Source organism: Variovorax endophyticus (assembly GCF_025376855.1).
Classification (GTDB): Bacteria; Pseudomonadota; Gammaproteobacteria; order Burkholderiales; family Burkholderiaceae_C; genus Variovorax.
In genome coordinates this window covers 197,038-223,235 of the sequence record NZ_JAHUTH010000004.1, presented here as the reverse complement: position 1 = coordinate 223,235, position 26,198 = coordinate 197,038, and the positions used below count along the sequence as shown (strand labels likewise).

Annotated in this window: 14 protein-coding genes; 12 read left to right on the top strand and 2 right to left on the bottom strand. The window is 67.7% G+C overall.

What is annotated here, in order from left to right:
• Positions 1–148 precede the first annotated feature (148 nt).
• The gene (locus KV106_RS40070; protein ID WP_409976487.1) at positions 149–376 is read right to left on the bottom strand and encodes a hypothetical protein; all 228 of its coding nucleotides are present in this window, start codon (positions 374–376) and stop codon (positions 149–151) included.
• Between KV106_RS40070 and KV106_RS07495 the strand changes: the two genes are divergently transcribed.
• The 5 genes from KV106_RS07495 (at position 375) to KV106_RS07475 (ending at position 16,803) form a co-directional block, all read left to right on the top strand.
• Positions 375–11,363, top strand: a complete 10,989-nt coding sequence (locus KV106_RS07495; protein WP_462982915.1) for a YadA-like family protein — start codon at positions 375–377, stop codon at positions 11,361–11,363. The genes KV106_RS40070 and KV106_RS07495 overlap by 2 nt on opposite strands.
• Before the next feature lie 84 nt (positions 11,364–11,447).
• Positions 11,448–12,593 carry a DUF2827 domain-containing protein gene (locus KV106_RS07490; protein ID WP_261208636.1) on the top strand — a complete coding sequence of 382 codons (1,146 nt, stop codon included), beginning with the start codon at positions 11,448–11,450 and terminating at the stop codon, positions 12,591–12,593.
• Positions 12,590–13,720: a DUF2827 domain-containing protein gene (locus KV106_RS07485; protein ID WP_057597659.1), complete on the top strand. Its 1,131-nt coding sequence runs from the start codon at positions 12,590–12,592 to the stop codon at positions 13,718–13,720. The genes KV106_RS07490 and KV106_RS07485 overlap by 4 nt, the downstream gene beginning before the upstream one ends.
• A 26-nt stretch (positions 13,721–13,746) precedes the next feature.
• A complete protein-coding gene (locus tag KV106_RS07480) occupies positions 13,747–14,379 on the top strand; it encodes a hypothetical protein (RefSeq protein ID WP_057597658.1) in 633 nt (210 codons plus the stop codon).
• A gap of 138 nt (positions 14,380–14,517) precedes the next feature.
• A complete protein-coding gene (locus KV106_RS07475; protein ID WP_261208634.1) occupies positions 14,518–16,803 on the top strand; it encodes an acyl-CoA dehydrogenase in 2,286 nt (761 codons plus the stop codon).
• On the opposite strand, the gene KV106_RS07470 is transcribed toward KV106_RS07475, so the two are convergent.
• Positions 16,691–17,554, bottom strand: a complete 864-nt coding sequence (locus KV106_RS07470; protein ID WP_261208632.1) for a helix-turn-helix domain-containing protein — start codon at positions 17,552–17,554, stop codon at positions 16,691–16,693. The genes KV106_RS07475 and KV106_RS07470 overlap by 113 nt on opposite strands.
• 139 nt (positions 17,555–17,693) lie before the next feature.
• Between KV106_RS07470 and KV106_RS07465 the strand changes: the two genes are divergently transcribed.
• The 7 genes from KV106_RS07465 to efeO (KV106_RS07435) all read left to right on the top strand — a co-directional run bounded on the left by KV106_RS07465 (position 17,694) and on the right by efeO (KV106_RS07435) (position 26,089).
• Positions 17,694–18,119 (top strand): hypothetical protein, encoded by a 426-nt coding sequence (locus KV106_RS07465; protein ID WP_261208631.1) that lies wholly within the window; start codon positions 17,694–17,696, stop codon positions 18,117–18,119.
• Between the two features lie 191 nt (positions 18,120–18,310).
• A complete protein-coding gene (gene acnA, locus KV106_RS07460; RefSeq protein WP_057590683.1) occupies positions 18,311–21,187 on the top strand; it encodes an aconitate hydratase in 2,877 nt (958 codons plus the stop codon).
• Positions 21,188–21,192: 5 nt separating this feature from the next.
• Positions 21,193–21,654, top strand: a complete 462-nt coding sequence (locus tag KV106_RS07455; RefSeq protein ID WP_261208629.1) for a metallophosphoesterase family protein — start codon at positions 21,193–21,195, stop codon at positions 21,652–21,654.
• Positions 21,655–21,822: 168 nt separating this feature from the next.
• A complete protein-coding gene (gene efeU, locus KV106_RS07450; RefSeq protein ID WP_261208627.1) occupies positions 21,823–22,656 on the top strand; it encodes an iron uptake transporter permease EfeU in 834 nt (277 codons plus the stop codon).
• 10 nt (positions 22,657–22,666) lie between these two features.
• Positions 22,667–23,857: an iron uptake system protein EfeO gene (gene efeO, locus KV106_RS07445; protein WP_261208625.1), complete on the top strand. Its 1,191-nt coding sequence runs from the start codon at positions 22,667–22,669 to the stop codon at positions 23,855–23,857.
• A 22-nt stretch (positions 23,858–23,879) separates the two neighbouring features.
• Complete coding sequence (gene efeB, locus KV106_RS07440) at positions 23,880–25,196, top strand: iron uptake transporter deferrochelatase/peroxidase subunit (protein ID WP_261208624.1); 1,317 nt, start codon at positions 23,880–23,882, stop codon at positions 25,194–25,196.
• A 56-nt stretch (positions 25,197–25,252) separates the two neighbouring features.
• On the top strand, positions 25,253–26,089 hold the full coding sequence (gene efeO / locus KV106_RS07435; RefSeq protein ID WP_082321866.1) for an iron uptake system protein EfeO: 837 nt from the start codon (positions 25,253–25,255) through the stop codon (positions 26,087–26,089).
• Positions 26,090–26,198: the final 109 nt, after the last annotated feature.

Sequence of the window (26,198 nt, the reverse complement as noted above, 5' to 3'; positions counted from 1 at the left end):
CCGTGGGCGCCGACAACACGGCCAACGGGACCGGAGCGCTCGCGGTCGGTAACGCCAACAATGCAATCGGCACGGCCGCCATCGCGCTGGGCAGCACCTCGAACGCTACCGCGAACGGCACCGTGGCGATCGGTAATGTGGCGAATGCCTATGGCACCGAAGGCGTCGCGATCGGTTCGGGCGTACGGGCCAACACCTTCGGTACCGCGATCGGAACCGGCTCCAACGCTGCTGGCATGAGTTCCACCGCCATCGGCCAGGCTGCCAGCGCCCAGGGCCTCAATTCGACGGCGATCGGGCTCAACAGCCGCGCCCTGGCGACGCAGGGGGTGGCGATCGGCGCGATCGCCACCGCAGGCGACAACGCGTTGGCCATGGGGTATAGCGCGAACGCCTTGGGAGGCAGCAGCCTGGCTCTTGGGGCCCTTTCCACGGCCAATCAGTCCGGAGGGGTGGCGGTCGGCACGTTCTCGCAAGCGACCGGATCTTCTGCCACGGCCTTGGGCACCGCCGCCAATGCATTCGGCAACAGAAGCGTGGCGCTCGGGCGCGACGCGGCTGCCGGCAACACGGGCAGCGTCGCCATCGGCAACACCGCCAATGCCGTGGCTGCCAACGCCGTGGCGATCGGCACCGTGTCGATCGCCACGGGTGCCGACTCGCTGGCGCTTGGCACCAACGCGCGTTCCATCGCGGACGGCGCCATCGCCATCGGCAAGAACGCCGCCATCGGCTCGAACACCGACGTCAACACCATCGCGATCGGCACGAACGCGAACAGCTGGGGCGGCAGCATCGCGCTGGGTACCGGCGCATCCGCCGACCAGATCGGGGTGGCGCCGCAGAACGCCTCGATCGCGATCGGCGGCAATGCAACGACCGACGACCGGACCACCCGCAGCATCGCGATCGGCAACGGTGCCGTCGTCAAGTCGGCGGACCTGTCGGTCACCGATGCGGCGATCGCCTTCGGCGCCAACGCGATCAGCCTGGGCTCGAACGCGGTGTCGATGGGCACGGGCGCCAACGCCGCTTATGCCAACAGCGTCGCGCTGGGCGCGGGCAGCGTGACGGGCGCCAAGGCGCCGACCGGCAACGGCTTCCTCACCGGCACCAACGCACCCGCCTCCGAAGTCTCGGTGGGCTCGTCGTCGGCCCTGCGGCGCATCACCAACGTGGCCGATGGTGCGGCGCTGCAGGACGCCGTGACGGTGGCGCAGCTGAGCACGGGCATGAGCACGACCGCCAGCAGCATCGGCAGCCTGTCGTCGGGCCTGAGCACGACGAACAGCCGGGTGTCGAGCCTGTCGACCTCGACATCGACAGGGCTGAGCACCGCCACCAGTTCCATCAGCAGCCTGTCGACCTCCACCTCGACGGGCCTGAGCACGGCCACGAGCAGCATCGGCAGCCTGTCGTCGGGTCTGAGTACGACGAACAGCAGCGTGTCGAGCCTGTCGACTTCGACGTCGACCGGGTTGAGCACGGCGACCAGTTCCATCGGCAGCCTGTCGACCTCGACCTCGACGGGCCTGAGCACGGCCACGAGCAGTATCGGCAGCCTGTCGTCGGGTCTGAGCACGACGAACAGCAGCGTTTCGAGCTTGTCGACTTCGACATCGACTGGATTGAGCACGGCGACCAGCGCCATCGGCAGCCTGTCGACCTCGACCTCGACGGGCCTGAGCACTGCGACGAGCAGCATCGGCAGCCTGTCGTCGGGTCTGAGCACGACGAACAGCAGCGTTTCGAGCTTGTCGACTTCGACATCGACTGGATTGAGCACGGCGACCAGCGCCATCGGCAGCCTGTCGACCTCGACCTCGACGGGCCTGAGCACTGCGACGAGCAGCATCGGAAGCCTGTCGTCGGGTCTGAGCACGACGAACAGCCGCGTGTCGAGCCTGTCGACCTCGACATCGACAGGGTTGAGCACCGCGACCAGTTCCATCGGCAGCCTCTCCACGTCGACTTCCACCGGATTGAGTACGGCAAACAGCCGCATCGATGGCCTGTCGACCGGACTGAGCACCACGACCAGCAGCATCGGCAGCCTGTCGTCGGGCTTGAGCACGACGAACAGCAGCGTGTCCAGCTTGTCGACTTCGACGTCCACCGGCTTGAGCACGGCCACGAGCAGCATCGGCAGCCTGTCGACCTCGACTTCGACCGGCCTGAGCACTGCGGCGAGTTCGATCGGTAGCCTCTCGACGTCCACTTCGACAGGCCTGAGTACCGCGACCAGCTCCATCGGCAGCCTGTCGTCGGGTCTGAGCACGACGAACAGCAGTGTGTCCAGCTTGTCGACTTCGACATCCACGGGGCTTAGCACCGCCACGAGCTCCATCGGTAGCCTCTCGACGTCGACTTCGACGGGCCTGAGCACGGCAACGAGCTCGATTGGCAGCCTCTCCACGTCGACGTCCACGGGCCTGAGCACGGCCACCAGCAGCATCGGCAGCTTGTCATCGGGTTTGAGTACGACGAACAGCAGCGTGTCGAGTCTGTCGACATCGACATCGACGGGTCTCAGTACCGCGGCCAGCAGCATCGGTAGTCTGTCTACCTCGACTTCCACCGGCTTGAGCACGGCCACGAGCAGCATCGGCAGCTTGTCCACGTCGACCTCGACAGGCCTGAGCACTGCAACCAGCTCGATCGGCAGCCTGTCGACCTCGGCCTCCACCGGACTGAGCACCGCCACGAGCTCAATCGGTAGCTTGTCGTCGGGTCTGAGCACGACGAATAGCAACGTGTCGAGCCTGTCGACTTCGACGTCCACTGGCCTGAGCACTGCGACAAGTTCGATTGGCAGCCTGTCCACATCGACGTCGACCGGTCTGAGCACGGCAACGAGTTCGATCGGCAGCTTGTCGACTTCGACGTCGACTGGCTTGAGCACGGCAACGAGCTCGATCGGCAGCCTGTCCACGTCGACCTCTACCGGTCTGAGCACGGCCACGAGCAGCATTGGCAGCCTGTCCACATCGACGTCTACGGGCTTGAGCACGGCGAACAGCCGGATCGATGGCCTGTCGACAGGACTGAGCACCACGACCAGCAGCATTGGCAGCCTGTCGTCGGGCCTGAGCACGACGAACAGCAGCGTGTCGAGCTTGTCGACTTCCAGTTCCACCGGTTTGAGCACCGCAACGAGCTCGATCGGTAGCCTCTCGACGTCGACGTCCACGGGCTTGAGCACCGCGACCAGCAGCATCGGCAGCCTGTCGACCTCCACCTCGACGGGTCTGAGCACGGCCACGAGTTCCATCAGCAGCCTGTCGACTTCGACCTCCACGGGTCTGAGCACTGCAACGAGCAGCATCGGTAGCCTGTCCACCTCGACCTCCACGGGCCTGAGTAGCGCGACGAGCAGTATTGGCAGCCTCTCGACCTCGACGTCGACCGGTTTGAGCACGGCAACGAGTTCCATCGGCAGCCTGTCGACCTCCACGTCGACGGGTCTGAGCACGGCCACGAGCAGCATCGGCAGCCTGTCCACATCGACGTCTACCGGCTTGAGCACGGCGAACAGCCGGATCGATGGCCTGTCGACAGGACTGAGCACCACGACCAGCAGCATTGGCAGCCTGTCGTCGGGCCTGAGCACGACGAACAGCAGCGTGTCGAGCTTGTCGACTTCCAGTTCCACCGGTTTGAGCACCGCAACGAGCTCGATCGGTAGCCTCTCGACGTCGACGTCCACGGGCTTGAGCACCGCGACCAGCAGCATCGGCAGCCTGTCGGCCTCCACCTCGACGGGTCTGAGCACGGCCACGAGTTCCATCGGCAGCCTGTCGACTTCGACGTCGACTGGCTTGAGCACGGCAACGAGTTCGATCGGCAGCCTGTCGACCTCCACGTCGACGGGTCTGAGCACGGCCACGAGCAGCATCGGCAGCCTGTCCACATCGACGTCTACCGGCTTGAGCACGGCGAACAGCCGGATCGATGGCCTGTCGACAGGACTGAGCACCACGACCAGCAGCATTGGCAGCCTGTCGTCGGGCCTGAGCACGACGAACAGCAGCGTGTCGAGCTTGTCGACTTCCAGTTCCACCGGTTTGAGCACGGCCACGAGCTCGATCGGTAGCCTCTCGACCTCGACGTCCACGGGTTTGAGCACGGCCACGAGCTCCATCGGCAGCTTGTCGACGTCCACCTCGACGGGCTTGAGTACGGCAACGAGTTCCATCGGCAGCTTGTCCACGTCGACTTCGACGGGTCTGAGCACCGCCACGAGCAGCATCGATAGCCTGTCTACCTCGACCTCCACGGGTCTGAGCACTGCGACGAGTTCCATCGGCAGCCTGTCCACGTCGACCTCCACGGGCCTGAGCACTGCAACCAGCAGCATCGACAGCCTCTCGACCTCGACGTCGACCGGTTTGAGCACGACCACGAGTTCCATCGGCAGCCTGTCCACGTCGACTTCGACGGGTTTGAGCACCGCGACTAGCAGCATCGATAGCCTCTCGACTTCGACGTCGACTGGCCTCAGCACGGCGACGAGCTCCATTGGCAGCCTGTCGACCTCCACGTCGACGGGTCTGAGCACAGCGACGAGCAGTATCGATAGCCTCTCGACTTCGACGTCGACTGGCTTGAGCACCACAACGAGCTCGATCGGCAGCCTGTCCACCTCGACCTCCACGGGCCTGAGCACAGCGACCAGCAGCATCGATAGCCTGTCGACCTCGACGTCGACTGGCTTGAGCACGGCAACGAGTTCGATCGGCAGCCTGTCGACCTCTACGTCGACGGGTCTGAGCACCGCGACAAGCAGCATCGATAGCCTCTCGACCTCGACGTCCACCGGCCTGAGCACGGCAACGAGCTCCATCGGCAGCTTGTCCACCTCGACTTCGACGGGTCTGAGCACCGCTACGAGCAGCATTGGCAGCCTGTCCACCTCGACTTCCACGGGGCTGAGCACCGCAACCAGCAGCATCGATAGCCTGTCGACCTCGACGTCGACTGGTTTGAGCACGGCAACGAGCTCGATCGGCAGCCTGTCCACGTCGACCTCGACAGGTCTGAGCACCGCGACAAGCAGCATCGATAGCTTGTCGACCTCGACATCGACCGGCTTGAGTACGGCGACGAGCAGCATCGATAGCCTCTCGACTTCGACGTCGACTGGCTTAAGCACCGCAACGAGCTCGATCGGCAGCCTGTCCACCTCGACCTCTACGGGCCTGAGCACCGCGACGAGCAGTATCGATAGCCTCTCGACTTCGACGTCGACTGGCTTGAGCACCGCAACGAGCTCGATCGGCAGCCTGTCCACGTCGACCTCGACAGGTCTGAGCACCGCGACAAGCAGCATCGATAGCTTGTCGACCTCGACATCGACCGGCTTGAGTACGGCGACGAGCTCCATCGGCAGCCTGTCGACTTCTACCTCGACGGGCCTGAGCACTGCGACGAGCAGCATCGATAGCCTGTCGACATCCACTTCGACTGGCCTGAGCACGGCAACGAGCTCGATCGGTAGCCTGTCCACATCGACGTCTACTGGCCTGAGCACTGCCACCAGCAGCATTGGTAGCCTGTCCACCTCGACGTCGACTGGCCTCAGCACTGCAGCGAGCTCCATTGACAGCCTGTCGACCTCCACGTCGACAGGTCTGAGCACGGCAACGAGCTCGATTGGCAGCCTGTCTACCTCGACCTCGACCGGCTTGAGCACTGCGACGAGTTCCATCGACAGCTTGTCGACCTCGACATCCACCGGCCTCAGCACGGCAACGAGTTCCATCGGCAGCTTGTCCACCTCGACCTCGACGGGGCTGAGCACCGCTACGAGCAGCATTGGCAGCCTGTCGACTTCGACCTCCACGGGTTTGAGCACGGCGACGAGCAGCATCGATAGCCTCTCGACCTCGACGTCGACTGGTTTGAGCACGGCAACGAGCTCGATCGGCAGCCTGTCCACGTCGACCTCTACCGGCCTGAGCACCGCAACGAGTTCGATCGGCAGCCTGTCGACCTCCACGTCGACGGGTCTGAGCACTGCCACGAGCAGCATCGATAGCTTGTCGACTTCGACGTCGACCGGTTTGAGCACGGCGACGAGTTCCATCGGTAGTCTGTCGACCTCCACGTCGACGGGTCTGAGCACCGCCACGAGCAGCATCGACAGCTTGTCGACTTCGACCTCCACGGGTCTGAGCACTGCGACGAGTTCCATCGGTAGCCTGTCGACCTCGACCTCCACGGGCCTGAGCACGGCAACGAGTTCCATCGGCAGCCTCTCGACCTCGACTTCGACGGGGCTGAGTACGGCGACCAGCAGCATCGATAGCTTGTCGACATCGACTTCGACTGGCCTCAGCACGGCAACGAGCTCGATCGGCAGCCTGTCGACCTCGACTTCCACGGGCTTGAGCACGGCCACGAGCTCCATCGGTAGCCTGTCCACCTCGACCTCTACGGGCCTGAGTACTGCGACGAGCAGCATCGATAGCCTCTCGACTTCGACCTCGACGGGTCTGAGCACTGCGACCAGCAGCATCGATAGCTTGTCGACATCCACTTCGACTGGCCTGAGCACGGCAACGAGCTCGATCGGTAGCCTGTCCACCTCAACCTCCACGGGTCTGAGCACCGCGACGAGCAGCATCGACAGCTTGTCGACCTCGACGTCGACTGGACTGAGTACGGCAACGAGCTCGATTGGCAGCCTGTCCACATCGACGTCGACCGGATTGAGCACGGCGACCAGTAGCATCGACAGCCTGTCGACCTCCACGTCGACGGGTCTGAGCACGGCAACGAGCTCTATCGACAGCCTGTCGACTTCGACCTCCACGGGGTTGAGCACCGCGACGAGTTCGATCGGTAGTCTGTCGACGTCCACGTCGACCGGTCTGAGCACGGCCACGAGTTCCATCGGTAGCCTGTCCACGTCGACCTCTACGGGCCTGAGTACCGCGACGAGCAGCATCGATAGCCTCTCGACTTCGACGTCGACTGGTCTGAGCACGGCGACCAGCAGCATCGATAGCTTGTCGACATCGACTTCGACTGGCCTCAGCACGGCAACGAGCTCGATCGGCAGCCTGTCGACCTCGACTTCCACGGGCTTGAGCACGGCCACGAGTTCCATCGGTAGCCTGTCCACCTCGACCTCCACCGGCTTGAGCACTGCGACGAGTTCCATTGGTAGCTTGTCGACCTCGACGTCGACTGGTCTGAGCACGGCAACGAGTTCCATCGGTAGCCTGTCCACCTCGACCTCCACGGGCCTGAGCACCGCGACCAGCAGCATCGATAGCCTGTCGACCTCCACGTCGACTGGCCTGAGCACGGCAACGAGCTCGATCGGTAGCCTGTCCACCTCGACATCTACGGGCCTGAGCACCGCGACGAGCAGCATCGATAGCCTCTCGACTTCGACGTCGACTGGTCTGAGCACGGCAACGAGCTCGATCGGTAGCCTGTCCACCTCGACCTCTACGGGCCTGAGCACCGCGACCAGCAGCATCGATAGCTTGTCGACATCGACTTCGACTGGCCTCAGCACAGCAACGAGTTCGATCGGCAGCCTGTCGACCTCCACGTCGACGGGTCTGAGCACTGCCACGAGCAGCATCGACAGCTTGTCGACTTCGACCTCCACGGGTCTGAGCACTGCGACGAGTTCCATCGGTAGCCTGTCGACCTCGACCTCCACGGGCCTGAGCACGGCAACGAGTTCCATCGGCAGCCTCTCGACCTCGACTTCGACGGGGCTGAGTACGGCGACCAGCAGCATCGATAGCTTGTCGACATCGACTTCGACTGGCCTCAGCACGGCAACGAGCTCGATCGGCAGCCTGTCGACCTCGACTTCCACGGGCTTGAGCACGGCCACGAGTTCCATCGGTAGCCTGTCCACCTCGACCTCCACCGGCTTGAGCACTGCGACGAGTTCCATTGGTAGCTTGTCGACATCGACTTCGACTGGCCTCAGCACAGCAACGAGTTCGATCGCAAGCCTGTCCACGTCGACTTCGACGGGTCTGAGCACCGCGACGAGCAGCATCGATAGCCTCTCGACTTCGACGTCGACTGGTCTGAGCACGGCAACGAGTTCGATCGGCAGCCTGTCCACCTCGACCTCTACGGGCCTGAGTACCGCGACGAGCAGCATCGATAGCCTCTCGACTTCGACGTCGACTGGTCTGAGCACGGCAACGAGTTCGATCGGCAGCCTGTCCACGTCGACTTCGACGGGTCTGAGCACTGCGACGAGCAGCATCGACAGTCTTTCGACCTCGACGTCGACTGGCCTCAGCACTGCAACGAGCTCCATTGGTAGTCTGTCCACGTCGACCTCGACGGGTCTGAGTACTGCGACGAGCAGCATTGGTAGCCTGTCCACCTCGACTTCCACGGGGCTGAGCACCGCAACCAGCAGCATCGATAGTCTGTCGACCTCGACGTCGACTGGCCTGAGCACGGCAACGAGTTCGATCGGCAGCCTGTCCACGTCCACATCGACGGGCCTGAGCACCGCAACCAGCAGCATCGATAGTCTGTCGACCTCGACCTCCACCGGCTTGAGCACTGCGACGAGCAGCATCGATAGCCTGTCGACCTCCACGTCGACGGGTCTGAGCACCGCGACGAGCAGTATCGATAGCCTCTCGACTTCGACGTCGACTGGCTTGAGCACCGCAACGAGTTCGATCGGTAGCTTGTCCACATCGACCTCGACCGGTCTGAGCACGGCCACCAGCTCTATCGGCAGCCTGTCGACGTCCACGTCGACCGGTTTGAGCACGGCAACGAGCTCGATCGGCAGCCTTTCGACCTCGACGTCTACCGGCCTCAGCACGGCGACGAGTTCGATCGGTAGCCTGTCCACGTCCACTTCGACGGGCTTGAGCACTGCGACGAGTTCTATCGGCAGCCTCTCGACCTCCACGTCGACCGGCTTGAGCACGGCGACGAGCTCCATCGGCAGTTTGTCGACTTCGACCTCCACGGGTCTGAGCACCGCCACGAGCAGCATCGACAGCCTGTCGACCTCGACCTCCACGGGCTTGAGCACTGCGACGAGTTCCATCGGCAGCCTCTCGACCTCGACGTCTACCGGCCTCAGCACGGCGACGAGTTCGATCGGTAGCTTGTCCACGTCGACGTCGACCGGTCTGAGCACGGCGACTAGCAGCATCGGCAGCCTTTCGACCTCCACGTCGACTGGCTTGAGCACGGCGACGAGCTCGATCGGTAGCCTGTCCACGTCCACTTCGACGGGCCTGAGCACCGCCACGAGCAGCATCGGCAGCCTCTCGACCTCGACGTCCACCGGGTTGAGCACGGCGACGAGCTCCATCGACAGCTTGTCCACTTCGACCTCGACCGGTCTGAGCACTGCCACCAGCGCGATCGGTAGCCTGTCGACTTCGACGTCCACGGGTCTGAGCACTGCGACGAGTTCCATCGGCAGCCTGTCGACGTCCACGTCGACCGGCCTCAGCACCGCCACGAGCAGCATCGACAGCCTGTCCACCGGTCTGAGCACCGCCACCAGCGGCGTCAGCAGCCTCTCGACGTCGACGTCGACCGGCCTCAGCACCGCAACGAGCTCGATCGGCAGCCTCTCGACCTCCACGTCGACCGGCCTCAGCACCGCCACCAGCAACATCGACAGCCTCTCGACCTCGACCTCCACCGGCCTGAGCACGGCGACCAGTTCCATCGGCAGCCTGTCGGTCGGCCTGAGCACCGTCAGCAGCGGCATCGGCAGCCTGTCGATCGGCCTGAGCACGACGAACAGCACCGTCAGCAGCCTGTCGACCTCCACGTCGAGCGGCCTGAGCACTGCGACGAGTGGCATCAACAGCCTGTCGACGTCCACCTCGAGCGGCCTGAGCACGGCGACGAGCAGCATCAACAGCCTGTCGACGTCGACTTCGACCGGCCTGAGCACGGCCACGAGCAGCATCAACAGCTTGTCGACCTCGACGTCGACGGGCTTGAGCACGGCGACCAGCAGCATCAACAGCCTGTCGACATCGACCTCGACCGGTCTGAGCACGGCCACGAGCAGCATCGGCAGCCTGTCGACCGGGCTGAGCACCGCGACCAGCAACATCGGCAGCCTGTCGACGGGCCTGAGCACGACGAACAGCAATGTCGCGAGCCTGTCGACCTCGACCTCGACCGGCCTGAGCACCGTCACCAGCGGCATCGGCAGCCTGTCGAGCGGGCTGAGCACGACGAACAGCAACCTGAACAGCCTTTCGACCGGCATCAGCAGTTCCGTCAGCGGCGTGAGCAGCCTGTCGACCGGCCTGAGCACCACCAACAGCACCGTCACCAACATCTACAACAACGGCACGAAGTACTTCCACGCCAACTCGACCGCAGGCGACTCGCAGGCCACCGGCCAGGAGTCGGTGGCGATCGGGCCGCAATCGGTGGCCAGCGGCGCGAACTCCTTTGCCGCGGGCAACGGCGCGAAGGCGACGGCCGACGGCGCGGTGGCGGTGGGCTTCGGGGCGCAGGCCACGGGCACGAACGCGATCGCGATCGGCAGCGGGGCACTGGCCACCGGTTCGCAGGCGATCGGTGCGGGCGCCAGCGCGGGCGGCAAGGGCGTGGCGATCGGCGACAGCGCGGACGCGGGCGGCACCTCGAGGAGCGCGGCGCCCAACGTCTCGAACGGCACGGCCGTCGGCTTCAACGCGGTGGTCCAGCAGACCGGCGGCGTGGCCCTGGGCTCGGGCTCGGTGGCCTCCAGGGGCGCGGGCGTGGCCGGCTACGTGCCAGGCAGCGCCACCGCGGCGCAGGAGGCGGCGATCAAGGCCACCACCAGCACGCAGGGCGCGGTGTCGGTCGGCGATGCGGCCAACGGCCAGTTCCGCCAGATCACCGGCGTGGCCGCGGGCTCGGCCGACAGCGACGCCACCAACGTGGCGCAGCTCAAGGCGGCCTCGGCGGCTTCGAAGGCCAGCAGCGTGCAGTACGAGACCAACCCCGACGGGTCGGTCAACTACAACCAGATCACGCTGGGCGCCGGCCAGGCGGCGGGCGGCACGCGCATCAGCAACGTGGCACCGGGCATCCTGCCGGGCGACGCGGTCAACGTGCAGCAGCTGAACGACGTGCGCAACCAGATCGGCGACGTGGCGCGCGTGGCCTACTCGGGCACGGCGATGGCGTTCGCGATGTCGGGCACCTACCTGCCGACCCTCTACCCCGGCGAGAAGACCGTGGGCGTGGGCTTCGGCAGCTACAAGGGCTACAGCGCGGTGGCGCTGACCTTCAAGGCGCTGTCGGACGACGGCAAGATGTCCTGGGGCGCGGGCCTCTCGACCACGGGCAAGGAATGGGGCATCAACGCCGGCATCGGCTGGAAGTGGAAGTAAGTCACAGGGAGAGAAAAGCCCCCGCGAAGGCTCCCGCGCCCCAGGGTGCGGGGGCCTTCCTTTTTTGAGGGACACTCATCGCCCATGCGCATCGGTATTTCAGTCCTCACCCACGCCGGCCAGAACATCTGGGAGAACGGCATGGGGCAGAACGTGCTGTTCCTGGCCCGGCTGCTGCAGCAGATCCCTTTCGTCGAGTCGGTCACGCTGATCGACGCGGGCGACCAGTCGGTGATGCCGCCGCAGGTCGACCTCGCCGCCCGCGGGCTCGCGATCGGCCGGGCGCGCGAGCTCACCGATGCGCTCGACGTGGTGTTCGAGATGGCGGGCGCGCTCGAGGTCTCGTGGCTGTCGTATTTCCGGGCGCGCGGCGGGCGCGTGGTGTTCCATTGCGTGGGCCAGCCCTTCGTTTCGCTGGCCGAGCCGATCGTGTTCTCCGACAAGGGGCACTTCAGCCGGCCCGACCGCTGCGACGAGGTCTGGCTGCTGCCCAAGGACGAAACCTTCGCGCCGATGATGCGCGTGTACAACCGCTGCCCGGTGCACGTGGTGCCCTACCTCTGGTCCCCCGAGTTCCTCGCGCAGCGCGTGGCCGAGGTCGAGGCGGCGGGCTTCCGCTTCGGCTACGTGCCGCGCACGGCCGAGCAGCCGGGCTTCCGGGTCGCTATCTTCGAACCCAACATCTCGGTGGTGAAGGCCGGCACCCTGCCGATGCTGATCTGCGACGGCGCCTACCGCGCCGATCCGAAGGCGGTGAGCTGGATGCATGCGCTCAACACGCTGCACATGAAGGACCACCCGACCATGCTCTACCTCGCGAACTCGCTCGACATCGTGCGCGAGCACAAGGCGATCTTCCATGGCCGGCACGACTTCGCGGGCTTCATGGTGCAGCACGCCGACGCGGTGGTGTCGCACCAGTGGCAGAACGACCAGAACTACAGCTACCTCGACGCGCTCTACGGCAACTACCCGCTGGTGCACAACTCGCCCTGGCTGCGCGACGCGGGCTATTACTACCCGGGCTTCGAGGTCGGCGCCGGCGTCGAGCAGCTGCTGAACGCGGCGCGCCATCACGACGCGCAACTCGACGGCTACAGGGCCCGCTCGCAGCGCGTGTTCGACGCGCTCGATCCGCTGGCGAGCGCCAACGTCGAAGGCTATGCGCAACGGCTGCTGCAACTGGTGGGCGGCGATGCGAACTTCCGCGCCGGAGGTGCCGCGCGATGAACGCCATGCCCGGCAAGCTGCGCGTCGGCGTCTCGATCTTCATCCGCAAGGGCGAGCAGAGCCTGTGGGAGAACGGCGTCTACCAGAACTGCCTGTTCCTCGTGATGCTGCTGCTGCGCTCGCCGCGCGTGGCCAGCACGGTGCTCGTGGCCGGCGGCGGCGACGGCGCGCCGGCCGATGCGGCCGGTTTCCTGGCCGATTCGCCGGTGCCGATCATCGACATGGCGACCGCCGCGCAGGAACTCGACGTGATGATCGAGATGAGCGCCCAGCTCGGGCGCGACTGGGCCGTGGCCTTCCGCGAGCGCGGCGGCAAGATCGTGTCGATGCGCGTGGGCAACGACTACGTGATCGACATCGAGCGCATGATCTTCGACAAGCCGCATGGCCTGCTGCTGACGCTCGCGCCCTACCACGAGGTCTGGACGCTGCCCGAGTACGAGGCCACCTGCAAACCCTATTTCGAGGCCGCGTTCCGCACGCCGGTGCGCCTGATGCCGCACCTGTGGAGCCCGATGGTGCTCGAGCGCGCGCTGGCGCGCAGCGGCGGCGGCAAGCCCTTCGCCTACGAGCCCGGGCGCCGGCACTGGCGCGTGGCGATCTTCGAGCCCAACATCTGCATGGTGAAGACCAGCTTCATCCCGATGCTGGGCTGCGAGGCGGCGCACCGCGCGCAGCCCGACCTGATCGAGCGCCTGTGGGTCTACAACAGCTTCCACCTGCGCGAGAAGCCGCTGTTCGTCGGCTTCGCCCAGAGCCTGGACCTGGTGCAGCACGGGCTGGCCTCGTTCGAGGGGCGCTTCCCGGTCTACCAGGTGGTGCCGCCCAATGTCGACTGCGTGTTCGCGCACCATTGGGAGAATGGCCAGAACTACCTCTACTACGAGGCGCTGTACGGCGGCTATCCGCTGGTGCACAACTCGCACCTGATCGGCGACTGCGGCTACCGCTACCAGGGCTTCGACTGCGAGGACGGCGGCCGGGCGCTGCGGCGCGCCTTCGCCGAGCACGACGCCGACCTGCCCAACTACCGCGAGCGCGCGCGGGCGCTGCTCGAGCGGCTGGACCCCGAAGGCGAGGAGAACGTGCGCATCTACACCGCCGCGATCGAGGCGCTCTACGCCTGAACGCGGCCGACTTCGGAACGACCCCCATGACCCCGACATCGCTTCTCCTTCGTCTGCTGCCGTGCGCCGCGGCCTGCACCCTGGCGGCCACAGCCTTCGCGCAGGGCGTGCTCGTGCCCCAGGCACCGCCCGCGCCGCCGCAGGACACCCTCACGCGCGCGGCCACCAGCGTGGGCGTCAAGCGCTGTCTGCCGGCGATCACGCGGCTGTCCTCGCTGACCGTGCAGGGCAGCCGCAGCCACGACGTGCTGCTCGACTGGGACCGCAAGCGCCCCGACAGCGGCCCGGTGTTCTCGCTGATCGGCATCGAGTTCCCGAATGCCGGCGTGGCGGGTTCGATCACCGCGATCCCCGACGACAGCGGCGCCTGCACCGTGGCGGCCGAGCGCATCTCGGTGGCGCCCTTCACCTGCGCGAGCATCGCCCAGCAGGAACTGCCGAACTACCGCGCGACCAAGCTGCTGCCGGTCTACACGGTCTACACCGACGACAAGGAGCCGACCTCGTCGGTGTCGCTGATCGATTCGCCGCCGGGCTGCCTGGTGATCCGGCGCTATGTCGAATACGGCTGGCGCGATCCGGCGGCTGCTGCGGCCGCGCCGGCAGCGGCGCCCGCACCGGCGGCACCGGCCGGGCAGCAGGCGCCGAAGCGGCGCTGAGCCGCGCGGCGCCGCGCGCGCCGGCAATGCAAGCCCGTCTCCGACACGCGCGGTCGTCCTCGGCCGGCCGGCCCCGGGCCGCCCCGGTCGCACCATGGTAGAGCGCCGCGCGCCTGCCTCGCGGCGAAGGAGACACGCATGCCGCTGGCCTCGTTGATCGGCCGCTGGGCCATGAAGCCTTTCTCGAAGGCGTTGCCGCCGTTGGGCGACACCGAACGCGCCGCGCTCGAAGCGGGCACCGTCGGCTTCGAAGGCCAGCTGTTCGCCGGCCGCCCCGATTTCGATGCGCTCGCCGCCTTCGGGCCCAACCGCCTGACCGAGCGCGAACAGGCCTTCATCGACCGCGAGGTGCGCACGCTGTGCGCGATGCTCGACGACCATGCGATCGACGAAGCGAAGGACCTGCCGCCCGAGGTGTGGCGCTACCTGCGCGAGCAGCGCTTCTTCGGAATGATCATTCCCGAGGAGTTCGGCGGCCTGGGCTTCGGCCACCATGCGCATGCCACGGTGGTGGCGCGCATCGCCACCGTCAACGTCGCGACGGCGGTCACGGTGATGGTGCCCAACTCGCTCGGCCCAGCCGAGCTGCTGCTGCGCTACGGCACCGACGGCCAGAAGCAGCACTACCTGCCGCGCCTGGCCGATGGCCGCGAGCTGCCGTGCTTCGGCCTGACCTCGCCCTACGCGGGCTCCGATGCCGCCTCGATCCCCGACCGCGGCGTGCTGGTGGAGCGCGAGTTCGAGGGCCGGCCAACGCGCGGCTTCCTGGTCGATTTCGACAAGCGCTACATCACGCTGGCGCCCGTGGCTACCGTGGTCGGCCTGGCCTTCCACGCGGTCGACGAGAGCCGGCCCGAGGGCCAGCGCGACCTCGGCATCACCTGCGCGCTGATCCCGGTGCCGCACGCGGGCATGGAGATCGGCCGGCGCCATCGCCCGATGGACAGCGCCTTCATGAACGGCCCCATCCACGGCCACCAGGTCTTCGTGCCGATGGACTGGGTGATCGGCGGCGAGCCGCAGGTCGGCCAGGGCTGGCGCATGCTGATGGAGTGCCTGGCCGCGGGCCGCGCCATCTCGCTGCCCGCGCTCGGCTCGGCGATGCAGCAGACCGCGCTGTTCGTGAGCAACGGCTATGGCCGCATCCGCGAGCAGTTCGGCCTGCCGGTGGGCAAGTTCCACGCGGTGGCGGGGCTGGTGGCGCAGATGTCGGCCGAGCTCTATGCGAGCGACGCCGCGCGCCGCTTCACCGCCTGCGCGCTCGATGCCGGCGAGCGGCCCAGCGTGGCGAGCGCGATCCTCAAGGTGCAATTGACCGAGGCCGGCCGGCGCGCGGTCAATCACGGCATGGACATCCTCGGCGGCAAGGGCATCATCTCCGGTCCCTCGAACCTGCTGGGCGTGGCCTATAGGCAGGCGCCGATCGCGATCACGGTGGAGGGCGCCAACATCCTCACGCGCGCGCTGATCGTGTTCGGCCAGGGCGCGGTGCGCTGCCATCCGCACGTGCTCGACGAGATGGCCGCGGTGCAGGCCAACGACGAGAGCGCGCTCGGCAAGGCGCTGATGGCGCATGGTGGGCACGTGGCGCGCAACCTCTGGCACAGCCTGTTCGGCGCGCCGGTGCTGGGCCGCCCGCCCGAGGCGCTGGCGCCCGAGGCCCGGTTGATCGCGCGCATGAGCGCCAAGTACGCGCTCACCGCCGACCTGGCCATGGGCATGCTCGGCGGCAAGCTCAAGCGCATGGAGCTGCTGTCGGCGCGGCTCGGCGACGTGCTGGCCCACCTCTATCTCGCCAGCGCCTGCGTGTGGCGCTATGGCGTGGAGGCGGCGCCCGAGATGCTGCCCTTCGCCCAGGCCGCGATACGCGTGCAGCTCGACCAGGCGGCGGCGATCCTGCACGACCTCTATGCCAACCTGCCCACGCCGGGCCGGCGCTTCATCGGCGCGCTGGTGCTGCGGCGCACCGCGCACCTGGCGCCGCTGCGCGACGTGCAGCTGCTGGCGCTGGCCGAGACGCTGCGCACCCGGCCCGGCGTGGTCGAGCGGCTGGTGCCCGATCTCAGCGAGCCCGCGGCCGGCGGCCTGCGCGACCTGATGAGCGCGCTGGAACTGGGCGACCGGCTCGGCGAGGAAACCGCGGCGCTCAACAAGGTGCTGCGGCGCACGAACTCGCTCGAGGCCGCGGCCCGCACGGCGGCCGATCCGGCGCTCGCGCTGGCCTATCTGCGCGCGGCCGACAAGGTGATCCAGGTCGACGACGTGCCGGGACCGAAGGCGCGCGACGAAGACAAGGCGGGGGAGGGCGCGCTCAGCCCGCCGCAGCCGCCTGCGCCTTCGCCTGCGCAGCCAGCGCCGTCAGGGCCGCCGCCGTCTGCGCATCGGCCGGAAAGAACGACTCCACCGCGAGTTCCTGCAACGTGATGTCGACCGGCGTGCCGAAGATGGTGGTGGTGCTGATGAAGCTCAGCACACCGTTGGGCGTCACGAGCTGGAACGGCACCACCACGCCCGACAGCTCGCCGCCCGCGGGCGGGGTGTCGTGGCCGACGTGGGGCACGGGGTAGGCCGCGAGCTCGTCGTGCAGCTCGACCAGCACGCGGTCGCCGGTGGCGGCGATCTGCTGCTGCAGCCGCTCGAGCAGGTGGGCGCGCCACTGCGCGAGGTTGGCGATGCGCGAGGCCAGCCCGTCGGGCCGCAGGCTCAGGCGCAGCACGTTGACCGGCGGCGTCACCAGCTCGGCCGACGCGCCTTCCATCAACAGCGGCACCAGTGCGTTGTAGGCCACCAGGTTCCAGTGGCGGTCCACCGCCAGCGCGGGGAAGGGTTCGTGGCCCTTGAGCACCAGGTCGACCGCGCGGCGCGCCGAAGCCATGGCCGGGTCGTCGAGCGAGCGCTGGCGGTACATGGGCGCGAAGCCCGCGGCCACCAGTAGCGCGTTGCGCTCGCGCAGCGGCACCTCCAGCCGCTCGGCCAGCCGCAGCACCATCTCGCGGCTGGGCGCGGCACGGCCGGTTTCCACGTAGCTCAGGTGCCGGGTCGAGACCTCGGCCTCCTGCGCCAGGTCGAGCTGGCTCAGGCGGCGGTGCGTGCGCCAGTGCCGCAGGTGCACGCCGAAGGGATCGCGCGCGCCCGGCTGGCCGGGCTTCGTGGGGTGGGGGCGGGGGGTGTTCATGGGGCCGCATTCTGGCGCGCGGGCCGCGCGTCGCCATGACCTGGCAGGTCATGGACGCTGTGCGCCGGTCCCGGAATCATCGACCCCAACGCAGCAGGACAGTCTTGCGGCGTACCACCCGAACCGAAGGAGAAACCTCATGACCGCACGTTCCACGCTCTTCGCCTCGCCACGTTTCCTGCCCCGCGTGATGTGGGCCGACGCCGCCTCCTGCGCCGGCACCGGCGCGCTGCAGGTCGCTTTCACCGACACCCTGGCCCGCCTCACCGGCCTGCCGGCGGCGCTGCTGCTGGGCACCGGGGTGTTCCTGCTGGCCTATGCGGCGGCCGCCGCCTTCATGGCCAGCCGCGCCACCCCGCCGCGCACGCTGATCGGCGTGGTCATGCTCGGCAACCTGGGCTGGGCCGTGGGCTGCGCCGCCTTGCTGGCCGGCGGCCTGTTCCCGGTGACGGCCCTGGGCGTGGCCTGGGTGCTGGCGCAGGCGGTCTGCGTGCTGGTGCTGGCCGAGTTGCAATGGAGCGGACTGCGCGCGAGCCGGCCGGCGGCCCGGATGGCACTGGCCTGAACGCCTTCCGTCCGCATGCCGTCGAGGCGCCCGCGGGGCGCCTTTTTCATGGCCGCTCGAGAGGGCTTTTTGTCAATGGCGGCCATAGCCTTCGGTGGCCTTCCGAAGCGATGCCTGACTACAGCAATTGACATTCATCCCTGCTAACCTTTGAGGCGCTTCACGAACACATTCCCCAAGGAGTCCCACACATGGCCAAAGCACCGGCTCACGCCTTTGCGTCCACCCTCAAGACCTTCAAGACCGCATCGGGCAAGGCCGGCAAGTACTGGTCCCTCAAGGAACTGGCCAAGCAGCACCCGAGCGTCGAGCGGCTGCCGGTGTCGATCCGCATCGTGCTCGAGTCGGTGCTGCGCAACTGCGACGGCCAGAAGGTGTCGGCCAAGCATGTCGAGGAACTGGCCCACTGGGCGCCGAACGCCGAGCGCACCGACGAGATCCCCTTCGTCGTGACCCGCGTGGTGCTGCAGGACTTCACCGGCGTGCCGCTGCTGGCCGACCTGGCCGCCATGCGCAGCGTGGCCGCCAAGCTCGGCAAGTCGCCCAAGACCATCGAGCCGCTGGTGCCGGTCGATCTGGTGGTCGACCACTCGGTGATGGTCGACTACTACGGCACGCCCAAGGCGCTCGACCTCAACATGAAGCTCGAGTTCCAGCGCAACAACGAGCGCTACCAGTTCATGAAGTGGGGCATGCAGGCCTTCGACACCTTCCGTGTCGTGCCGCCCGGCTTCGGCATCGTGCACCAGGTCAACCTCGAGTACTTCGCGCGCGGCGTCTACTCGAACCCGAACGATAAGGGCGACGTCCCGGTCTACTACCCCGACTCGCTGGTCGGCACCGACAGCCACACGACCATGATCAACGGCGTGGGCGTGGTCGGCTGGGGCGTGGGCGGCATCGAGGCCGAGGCCGCGATGCTCGGCCAGCCGGTCTACATGCTCACGCCCGACGTGGTGGGCTTCGAGCTCACCGGCAAGCTGCGCGAGGGCGTGACCGCCACCGACCTGGTGCTCTACGTCACCTCGATCCTGCGCGCCGAGAAGGTGGTGGGCAAGTTCGTCGAGTTCTTCGGTCCGGGCGCCGCCTCGATCGCCGTGCCCGACCGCGCCACCATCGGCAACATGGCGCCCGAGTACGGCGCCACCATGGGCTTCTTCCCGGTCGACGAGATGACCGTCGCCTACTTCGAGGGCACGGGCCGCACCAAGGAGGAGGTCGAGCGCTTCGAGGCCTACTACAAGGCGCAGGGCCTGTTCGGCATGCCCAACCCCGGCGACATCGACTACACCAAGGTCGTGCGCCTGGACCTCGGCACCGTCTCGCCGAGCCTGGCGGGCCCGAAGCGGCCGCAGGACCGCATCGACCTGGGCCACCTGTCGACCAAGTTCTCGGAGCTCTACAGCAAGCCCAACGACGCCAACGGCTTCAACCAGCCGGCCGACAAGCTCAAGCTGCGCTATCCGCTCGCGCCGGCCGGTGCCGGCAACGACGAGGAAACCGCCGCGCCCGCCCCGGGCGCGCCGCGCGACCTGGTCGAGATGGTGGCCAACCGCACGACCAAGGCGGCCGCGCACGTGAGCGCCACCGCGCCGGCGGCGCCGTCCAAATCCAAGGGCGAGGTGACCATCGGCAACGGCGACGTGCTGATCGCCGCGATCACCTCGTGCACCAACACCTCGAACCCGAGCGTGATGCTGGCCGCGGGCCTGCTGGCCAAGAAGGCGGTGGAAGCCGGCCTCTCGGTCAAGCCGCACGTCAAGACCTCGCTGGCGCCCGGCTCGCGCATCGTGACCGAGTACCTCGAGAAGGCCGGCCTGCTGCCCTACCTCGAGAAGCTGGGCTTCTATCTCGCGGGCTACGGCTGCACCACCTGCATCGGCAACGCGGGCGACCTCACGCCCGAGATCAACGAGATCATCACGAAGAACGACCTGATCGGCGCGGCCGTGCTCTCGGGCAACCGCAACTTCGAGGCGCGCATCCATCCGAACCTCAAGGCCAACTTCCTGGCCTCGCCGCCGCTGGTGGTGGCCTTCGCGATCGCGGGCAACGTGATGGTCGACCTGATGACCCAGCCGGTGGGCAAGGGCAAGGGCGGCAAGGACGTCTACCTCGGCGACATCTGGCCCACGCCGAAGGAGATCGACGAGAACCTGCGCTATGCGATGAACGCCAAGTCGTTCCGCGCCAACTACGACAAGGTCAAGACCGACCCGGGCAAGTTCTGGAGCAGCATCAAGGGCACCACGGGCCAGGTCTACGACTGGCCCACCTCGACCTACATCGCCGAGCCGCCGTTCTTCGAGGGCTTCAAGATGAAACCGCATGCCGCGGACGCGGGCTTCAAGGGCGCGCGCATCATGGCGCTGTTCGGCGACTCGATCACCACCGACCACATCTCGCCGGCCGGCTCGATCAAGGAAAGCTCGCCCGCGGGCATCTGGCTCAAGGCGCACGGCGTGCCCAAGGCCGACTTCAACAGCTACGGCTCGCGCCGCGGCAACCACGACGTGATGATGCGCGGCACCTTCGCCAACGTGCGCATCAAGAACCTGATGATTCCGCCGGACGCCAACGGCACGCAGGAAGAGGGCGGCGTCACGCTGTTCCAGCCCGGCAACGAGAAGATGTTCATCTACGACGCGGCCATGAAGTACATCGCCCAGGGCACGCCCACGGTGGTGTTCGGCGGCGAGGAGTACGGCACCGGCTCGTCGCGCGACTGGGCCGCCAAGGGCACGCAGCTCTTGGGCATCAAGGCCGTGGTGGCGCGCAGCTTCGAGCGCATCCACCGCGCCAACCTGGTCGGCATGGGCGTGCTGCCGCTGCAGTTCCGCGGCGCCGATTCCTGGCAGACGCTGGGCCTCACGGGCGACGAGCAGATCGATGTGGTGATCGGCGGCGAGCTCAAGCCGCAGATGGACGTGAAGCTGGTCGTGCACCGCCCCGACGGCACGCACCAGGAGGTGACGGTGCGCCTGCGCATCGACACGCCGATCGAGGTCGACTACTACAAGCACGGCGGCATCCTGCCCTTCGTGCTGCGGCAGCTGCTGGCCGCCTGATTTCGGTGACGCGCGTCGGATTGATCTCCGACACCCACGGCCTGCTGCGCCCGCAGGCCGTGGCGGCCCTGCAGGGCTGCGACTTCATCGTGCATGGCGGCGACATCGGCAGTCCCGCCATCCTCGAGGCCCTGCGCGCGATCGCGCCGCTGACCGTGGTGCGCGGCAACAACGACCGCGAGGCCTGGGCCGAGGGCATTGCCGAGACCGAGCGCGTGGCCTTCGGTGGCGTGCATCTCTATGCCATTCACGATCTCGCGCAGCTCGCCATCGACCCGGCCGCGGCCGGCGTGCGCGTGGTGGTCTCGGGCCATTCGCACAAGCCCAGGATCGAGGAACGCGGCGGCGTGCTCTACGTGAACCCGGGCAGCGCGGGGCCGCGGCGCTTCAGCCTGCCGATCGCGGTCGCCGAGCTGCGCATCGATGGCGGCGCGGTGGATGCGCGCTTCGTCGAACTGGCGGTCTGAGCCTGCCTGTCACATGGCTTTCATTACCATTCGGTAAGAAAAGCCCATCAGATGAGAATGGTTCTTGTTTGATGGGTTATCCTCGTCCGCTCCTCCGTGGAGCCGACATGCAGCGCCGCTGATCGCGACGGTTCCGGAGGGCTCCTCCCGCCCTGATTTCCGAAGCCGATGCTCATCCCCTTTCTCATCATGCTGCGCGAAGGCATCGAAGCCGCGCTGATCGTCGGCATCGTCGCCAGTTACCTCAAGCAGAGCGGGCGCGGCGCGCTGATGCCCGCGGTGTGGGTCGGCGTGCTGCTGGCCACCGCGCTGTCGCTGTTCGCGGGCGCCGGGCTGCAACTGCTCGCGGCCGAGTTCCCGCAGAAGCAGCAGGAGCTGTTCGAGGGCGTGGTCGGGCTGATCGCGGTGGTGATGCTCACTTCGATGGTGTTCTGGATGCGCAAGGCCGCGCGCTCGATCAAGGGAGAGCTGCAGGCCTCGATCGACCAGGCGCTCGCCAAGGGCTCGGACGGCCAGGGCTGGGCGCTGATCGGCATGGTGTTCCTCGCGGTCGCGCGCGAGGGCCTGGAGTCGGTGTTCTTCCTGCTCGCGATCTTCCAGCAGAGCAGCGGCTGGGAAGCGCCGGTGGGCGCGCTCGCCGGCATCGCGGTGTCGGTGGTGGTCGGCTACGGCCTCTATTCGGGCGGCGTGCGGCTCGACCTGCGGCGCTTCTTCCGCTTCACCGGCCTGGTCATCCTGCTGGTGGCCGCGGGCCTGCTGGCCGGCGTGCTGCGCAAGCTGCACGAGGGCGGCGTCTGGAACCACCTGCAGACGGTGGTCTTCGACATGAGCGAGACCCTGCCGATGGACAGCCCGCTGGGCGCCGTGCTGTCGGGCCTGCTCGGCTACCAGGCCGCGCCCGTGGTGGGCGAGGTCGTCGTCTACCTGGCCTTCCTGGCCCTCGCCCTGTTCTTCTTCCTGCGTCCGGCCGCGCCGGCGCCGCGCGCGGCCGCGGCCCGCTGAAATCCCCTCGATGTCCTCTTCCTCTCCCGAATCCAAGGCACCTTCTTCCCACCTGATGCGCGTGGCGGTCGCCGCGTCGGCCTTGCTGGCGCTCGCCGGCCTCGCGGCCTTCTGGTATGCCTCCAACCACGCGCGCCAGGCGCCGCCGAAGGCTGCCGACAACGCGGTCACCGTCACGATCCGCGGCAATGTCTGCGAGCCCAACGAGATCACGGTGCCGGCCGGGCGCACCACCTTCACCATCGTCAACCAGTCGAACCGCGCGCTCGAGTGGGAGATCCTCGACGGCGTGATGGTGGTGGAGGAGCGCGAGAACATCGCGCCGGGCTTCTCGCAGACCATGACGGTGAAGCTGCAGCCCGGCGATTTCGCCATCACCTGCGGCCTCCTGAGCAACCCGCGCGGCAAGCTGCGCGTGACGCCCTCGGCCGCCTCCGAGGCCGAGGCGGCGCGGCCTTCGCTGGTCAACTACGTGGGCGCGCTGGCCGAGTACCAGACCTTCCTGCGCCTGGAGGCCGGCTCGCTCGAGGACGCGGTGCGCGCGCTGGCCGACGCGGTCCAGGCCGGCGACCTGCGGCAGGCGAGGGCGCTCTATGCGCCCGCCCACCAGGCCTACAAGCGCATCGAGCCGATGGCCGAGCTGTTCGCCGACCTCGACACGCGCATCAACGCGCGCGCCGACTACTTCGAGAAGCGCGAGGCCGATGCCGGCTTCACGGGCTTCCACCGCATCGAGTACGCGCTGTATGGCCAGAACGACCTGAAGCCGCTCGCGCCCGTGGTGGCGCAGCTGATCGCCGACATCGGCGTGCTCAAGGAGCGGCTGCGCGGCCTGAACATGCCGCCCGAGCGGCTCGCGAGCTCGGCCTCGAAGCTGCTGCGCCGCGTGGCCGACAACCTGCCCGCGGGCGGCGAGGACCACTACGGCCAGGCCGAACTCGCGAACCTGCAGGGCAGCTACGAAGGCACGAAGAAGATCGCCGACCTGCTGCAGCCGCTGCTGGTGAAGGCCGCGCCCGCGCTGCAGAAGAGCGTGGACGAACGCTTCGCCGCCTTCGACGCCGCGCTCGCGCCGTACCGCGAAGGCGAGGGCTTCAAGTCCGCGCCGCTCGACGAGGCGCAGCGCAAGGCCCTGGCCGAACCCGTGCGCGCGCTGGCCGAGGAACTGGCCAAGGTGAATGCCGCGCTCGGTCTGGAATGAGGCTGCTGCCGACCGACCTCTCATGACCACGAAGAACGAATCCCTCCCCACCGACGGGCCACCCGCCTCCCCGCACCGCCGCCGCATGCTCGGCGCGGCCGGTGCCGCCTTCGCCGGCCTGGCCGCGGCCGCGCATGCCGCCGCGCCCTCGGGCCCGCCCAACGGGCCCGATGCCGGCGCCCAGGTCACGGACGCGCCGCAGAGCACCCACACGCAGGACCGCGTGCCTTTCCGCGGCAAGCACCAGGCCGGCATCGTCACGCCGCGACCGACGGCCGGCATGATCGCCTCCTTCTTCGTGCTGGCCGAGAACCGCGCCGACCTCGAGCGCCTGTTCCGCACCCTGACCGAGCGCATCGCCTTCCTCACGCAGGGCGGCCCGCAGACCGATCCCGATCCCAAGCTGCCGCCCGCGGGCTCGGGCATCCTCGGGCCGGTGGTGCAGCCCGACGGGCTCACCGTCACCGTCTCGGTCGGCACCTCGCTGTTCGACGAACGCTTCGGCCTCGCGTCGAAGAAGCCCAGGCGGCTGAACCAGATGCAGCGCCATCCGAACGACGCGCTCGATGCCGCGCTGTGCCATGGCGACCTGTCGATCCAGTTCTGCGCCAACACGCCCGACACCAACATCCACGCGCTGCGCGACATCATCAAGAACACGCCCGACCTGCTGGTGCTGCACTGGAAGCAGGAGGGCACCGTGCCGCCGATCCCGGCCGTGCCCGGCAAGCCGGCCGAGAGCGCGCGCAACTTCCTCGGTTTTCGCGACGGCTCGGCCAATCCCGATTCGGCCGACGACACGCTGATGGACCGCATCGTCTGGGTGCCGGCCGGTGGCGACGAGCCGGCCTGGGCCGTGGGCGGCAGCTACCAGGCGGTGCGCATCATCCGCAACTTCGTCGAGCGCTGGGACCGCACGCCGCTGCAGGAGCAGGAGGCCATCATGGGCCGGCTCAAGCCCACGGGCGCGCCGATGGATGGCGGCAGGACCGAGCACGACGTGCCCGACTACGCGAAGGACCCCGAGGGCAAGACCACGCCGCTCGACGCGCACATCCGGCTGGCCAATCCGCGCACCAGGGCGTCCGACAAGAACCTCATGCTGCGGCGGCCCTTCAACTATTCGAACGGCGTCACCAAGTCGGGCCAGCTCGAGATGGGCCTCTTGTTCATCTGCTACCAGGCCAACCTCGAGGACGGCTTCATCGCGGTGCAGACGCGCCTCGACGGCGAGCCGCTCGAGGAATACATCAAGCCCATCGGCGGCGGCTTCTTCTTCACGCTGCCGGGCGTGCGCGACGAGGCCGACTGGCTCGGCCGCAGCCTGATGGCGGCCTGAGCGCGCCACGCGCCCCCAAAAAGTTTTTTCACCACCGTCAGAACCCAAGGAGATCCATGACCGTGCAGTTCCGCCGTCGCTTCCTCGCCACCTTCCTCGCAGGCATCGCCGGCCTCTACGCCGCCGGCGCGCAGGCCGCCGTGTCGCCGCTCGAGCTGGTCGGCCCGATCTCCGACTACAAGATCTACGTGGCCGAGAACGTGCGCAAGCTGGCCGCGGACACCCGTGCCTTCACCGCCGCGGTGAAGGCCGGCGACATCGAGAAGGCGAAGAAGCTGTACGCGCCGACGCGCACGAGCTACGAGCGCATCGAGCCGGTGGCCGAGCTGTTCAACGACCTCGACAAGTCCATCGACTCGCGCGCCGACGACCACGAGAAGGCCGAGAAGGACCCGGCCTTCGGCGGCTTCCACCGCATCGAGTACGGCCTGTGGGTGCAGAAGAGCACGAAGGAACTGAACCCCGTGGCCGACAAGCTGCTGGCCGACGTGCTCGAGCTGCAGAAGCGCCTGGGCGCGCTGACCTTCCCGCCCGAGAAGGTGGTGGGCGGCGCCGCCGTGCTGATGGAGGAGGTCGCGGCCACCAAGATCTCGGGCGAGGAGAACCGCTACAGCCACACCGACCTGTGGGACTTCCAGTCGAACTTCGAGGGCGCCTTCAAGATCGTCGAGCTGCTGCGTCCGCTGGTGGCGAAGGAGAACAAGGCCTTCTCGGACAAGGCCGACGCCAACTTCAAGGTGGTGTTCGACACGCTCGCGAAGTACCGCACGCCCGACGGCGGCTTCGAGACCTATTCGAAGCTCAGCGAGCGCGACCGCAAGCTGCTGGCCGGCCGGGTCAACACGCTGGCCGAGGACCTGTCGAAGCTGCGCGGCATGCTCGGCCTGAACTGACCCTCGATCCCCGGTTCCGCCGGGTCGAAACGCACCGGCGCGGGGCGCGATCGTCGGATTTGTGGGGTCTTGGTCAGGTTTACGCGATTGAGAATTGATAGCATCCTGG

Excerpts from the sequence above, each read along its gene's own strand:
- efeB (WP_261208624.1), top strand. The coding sequence starts at position 23,880 with ATGACCACGAAGAACGAATCCCTCCCCACCGACGGGCCACCCGCCTCC.
- efeO (WP_082321866.1), top strand. The coding sequence starts at position 25,253 with ATGACCGTGCAGTTCCGCCGTCGCTTCCTCGCCACCTTCCTCGCAGGC.
- KV106_RS07465 (WP_261208631.1), top strand. The coding sequence starts at position 17,694 with ATGACCGCACGTTCCACGCTCTTCGCCTCGCCACGTTTCCTGCCCCGC.
- KV106_RS07485 (WP_057597659.1), top strand. The coding sequence starts at position 12,590 with ATGAACGCCATGCCCGGCAAGCTGCGCGTCGGCGTCTCGATCTTCATC.
- KV106_RS07480 (WP_057597658.1), top strand. The coding sequence starts at position 13,747 with ATGACCCCGACATCGCTTCTCCTTCGTCTGCTGCCGTGCGCCGCGGCC.
- efeU (WP_261208627.1), top strand. The coding sequence starts at position 21,823 with ATGCTCATCCCCTTTCTCATCATGCTGCGCGAAGGCATCGAAGCCGCG.
- acnA (WP_057590683.1), top strand. The coding sequence starts at position 18,311 with ATGGCCAAAGCACCGGCTCACGCCTTTGCGTCCACCCTCAAGACCTTC.
- KV106_RS07470 (WP_261208632.1), bottom strand. The coding sequence starts at position 17,554 with ATGAACACCCCCCGCCCCCACCCCACGAAGCCCGGCCAGCCGGGCGCG.
- KV106_RS40070 (WP_409976487.1), bottom strand. The coding sequence starts at position 376 with ATGGCCAACGCGTTGTCGCCTGCGGTGGCGATCGCGCCGATCGCCACC.
- efeO (WP_261208625.1), top strand. The coding sequence starts at position 22,667 with ATGTCCTCTTCCTCTCCCGAATCCAAGGCACCTTCTTCCCACCTGATG.
- KV106_RS07475 (WP_261208634.1), top strand. The coding sequence starts at position 14,518 with ATGCCGCTGGCCTCGTTGATCGGCCGCTGGGCCATGAAGCCTTTCTCG.
- KV106_RS07490 (WP_261208636.1), top strand. The coding sequence starts at position 11,448 with ATGCGCATCGGTATTTCAGTCCTCACCCACGCCGGCCAGAACATCTGG.
- KV106_RS07495 (WP_462982915.1), top strand. The coding sequence starts at position 375 with ATGGGGTATAGCGCGAACGCCTTGGGAGGCAGCAGCCTGGCTCTTGGG.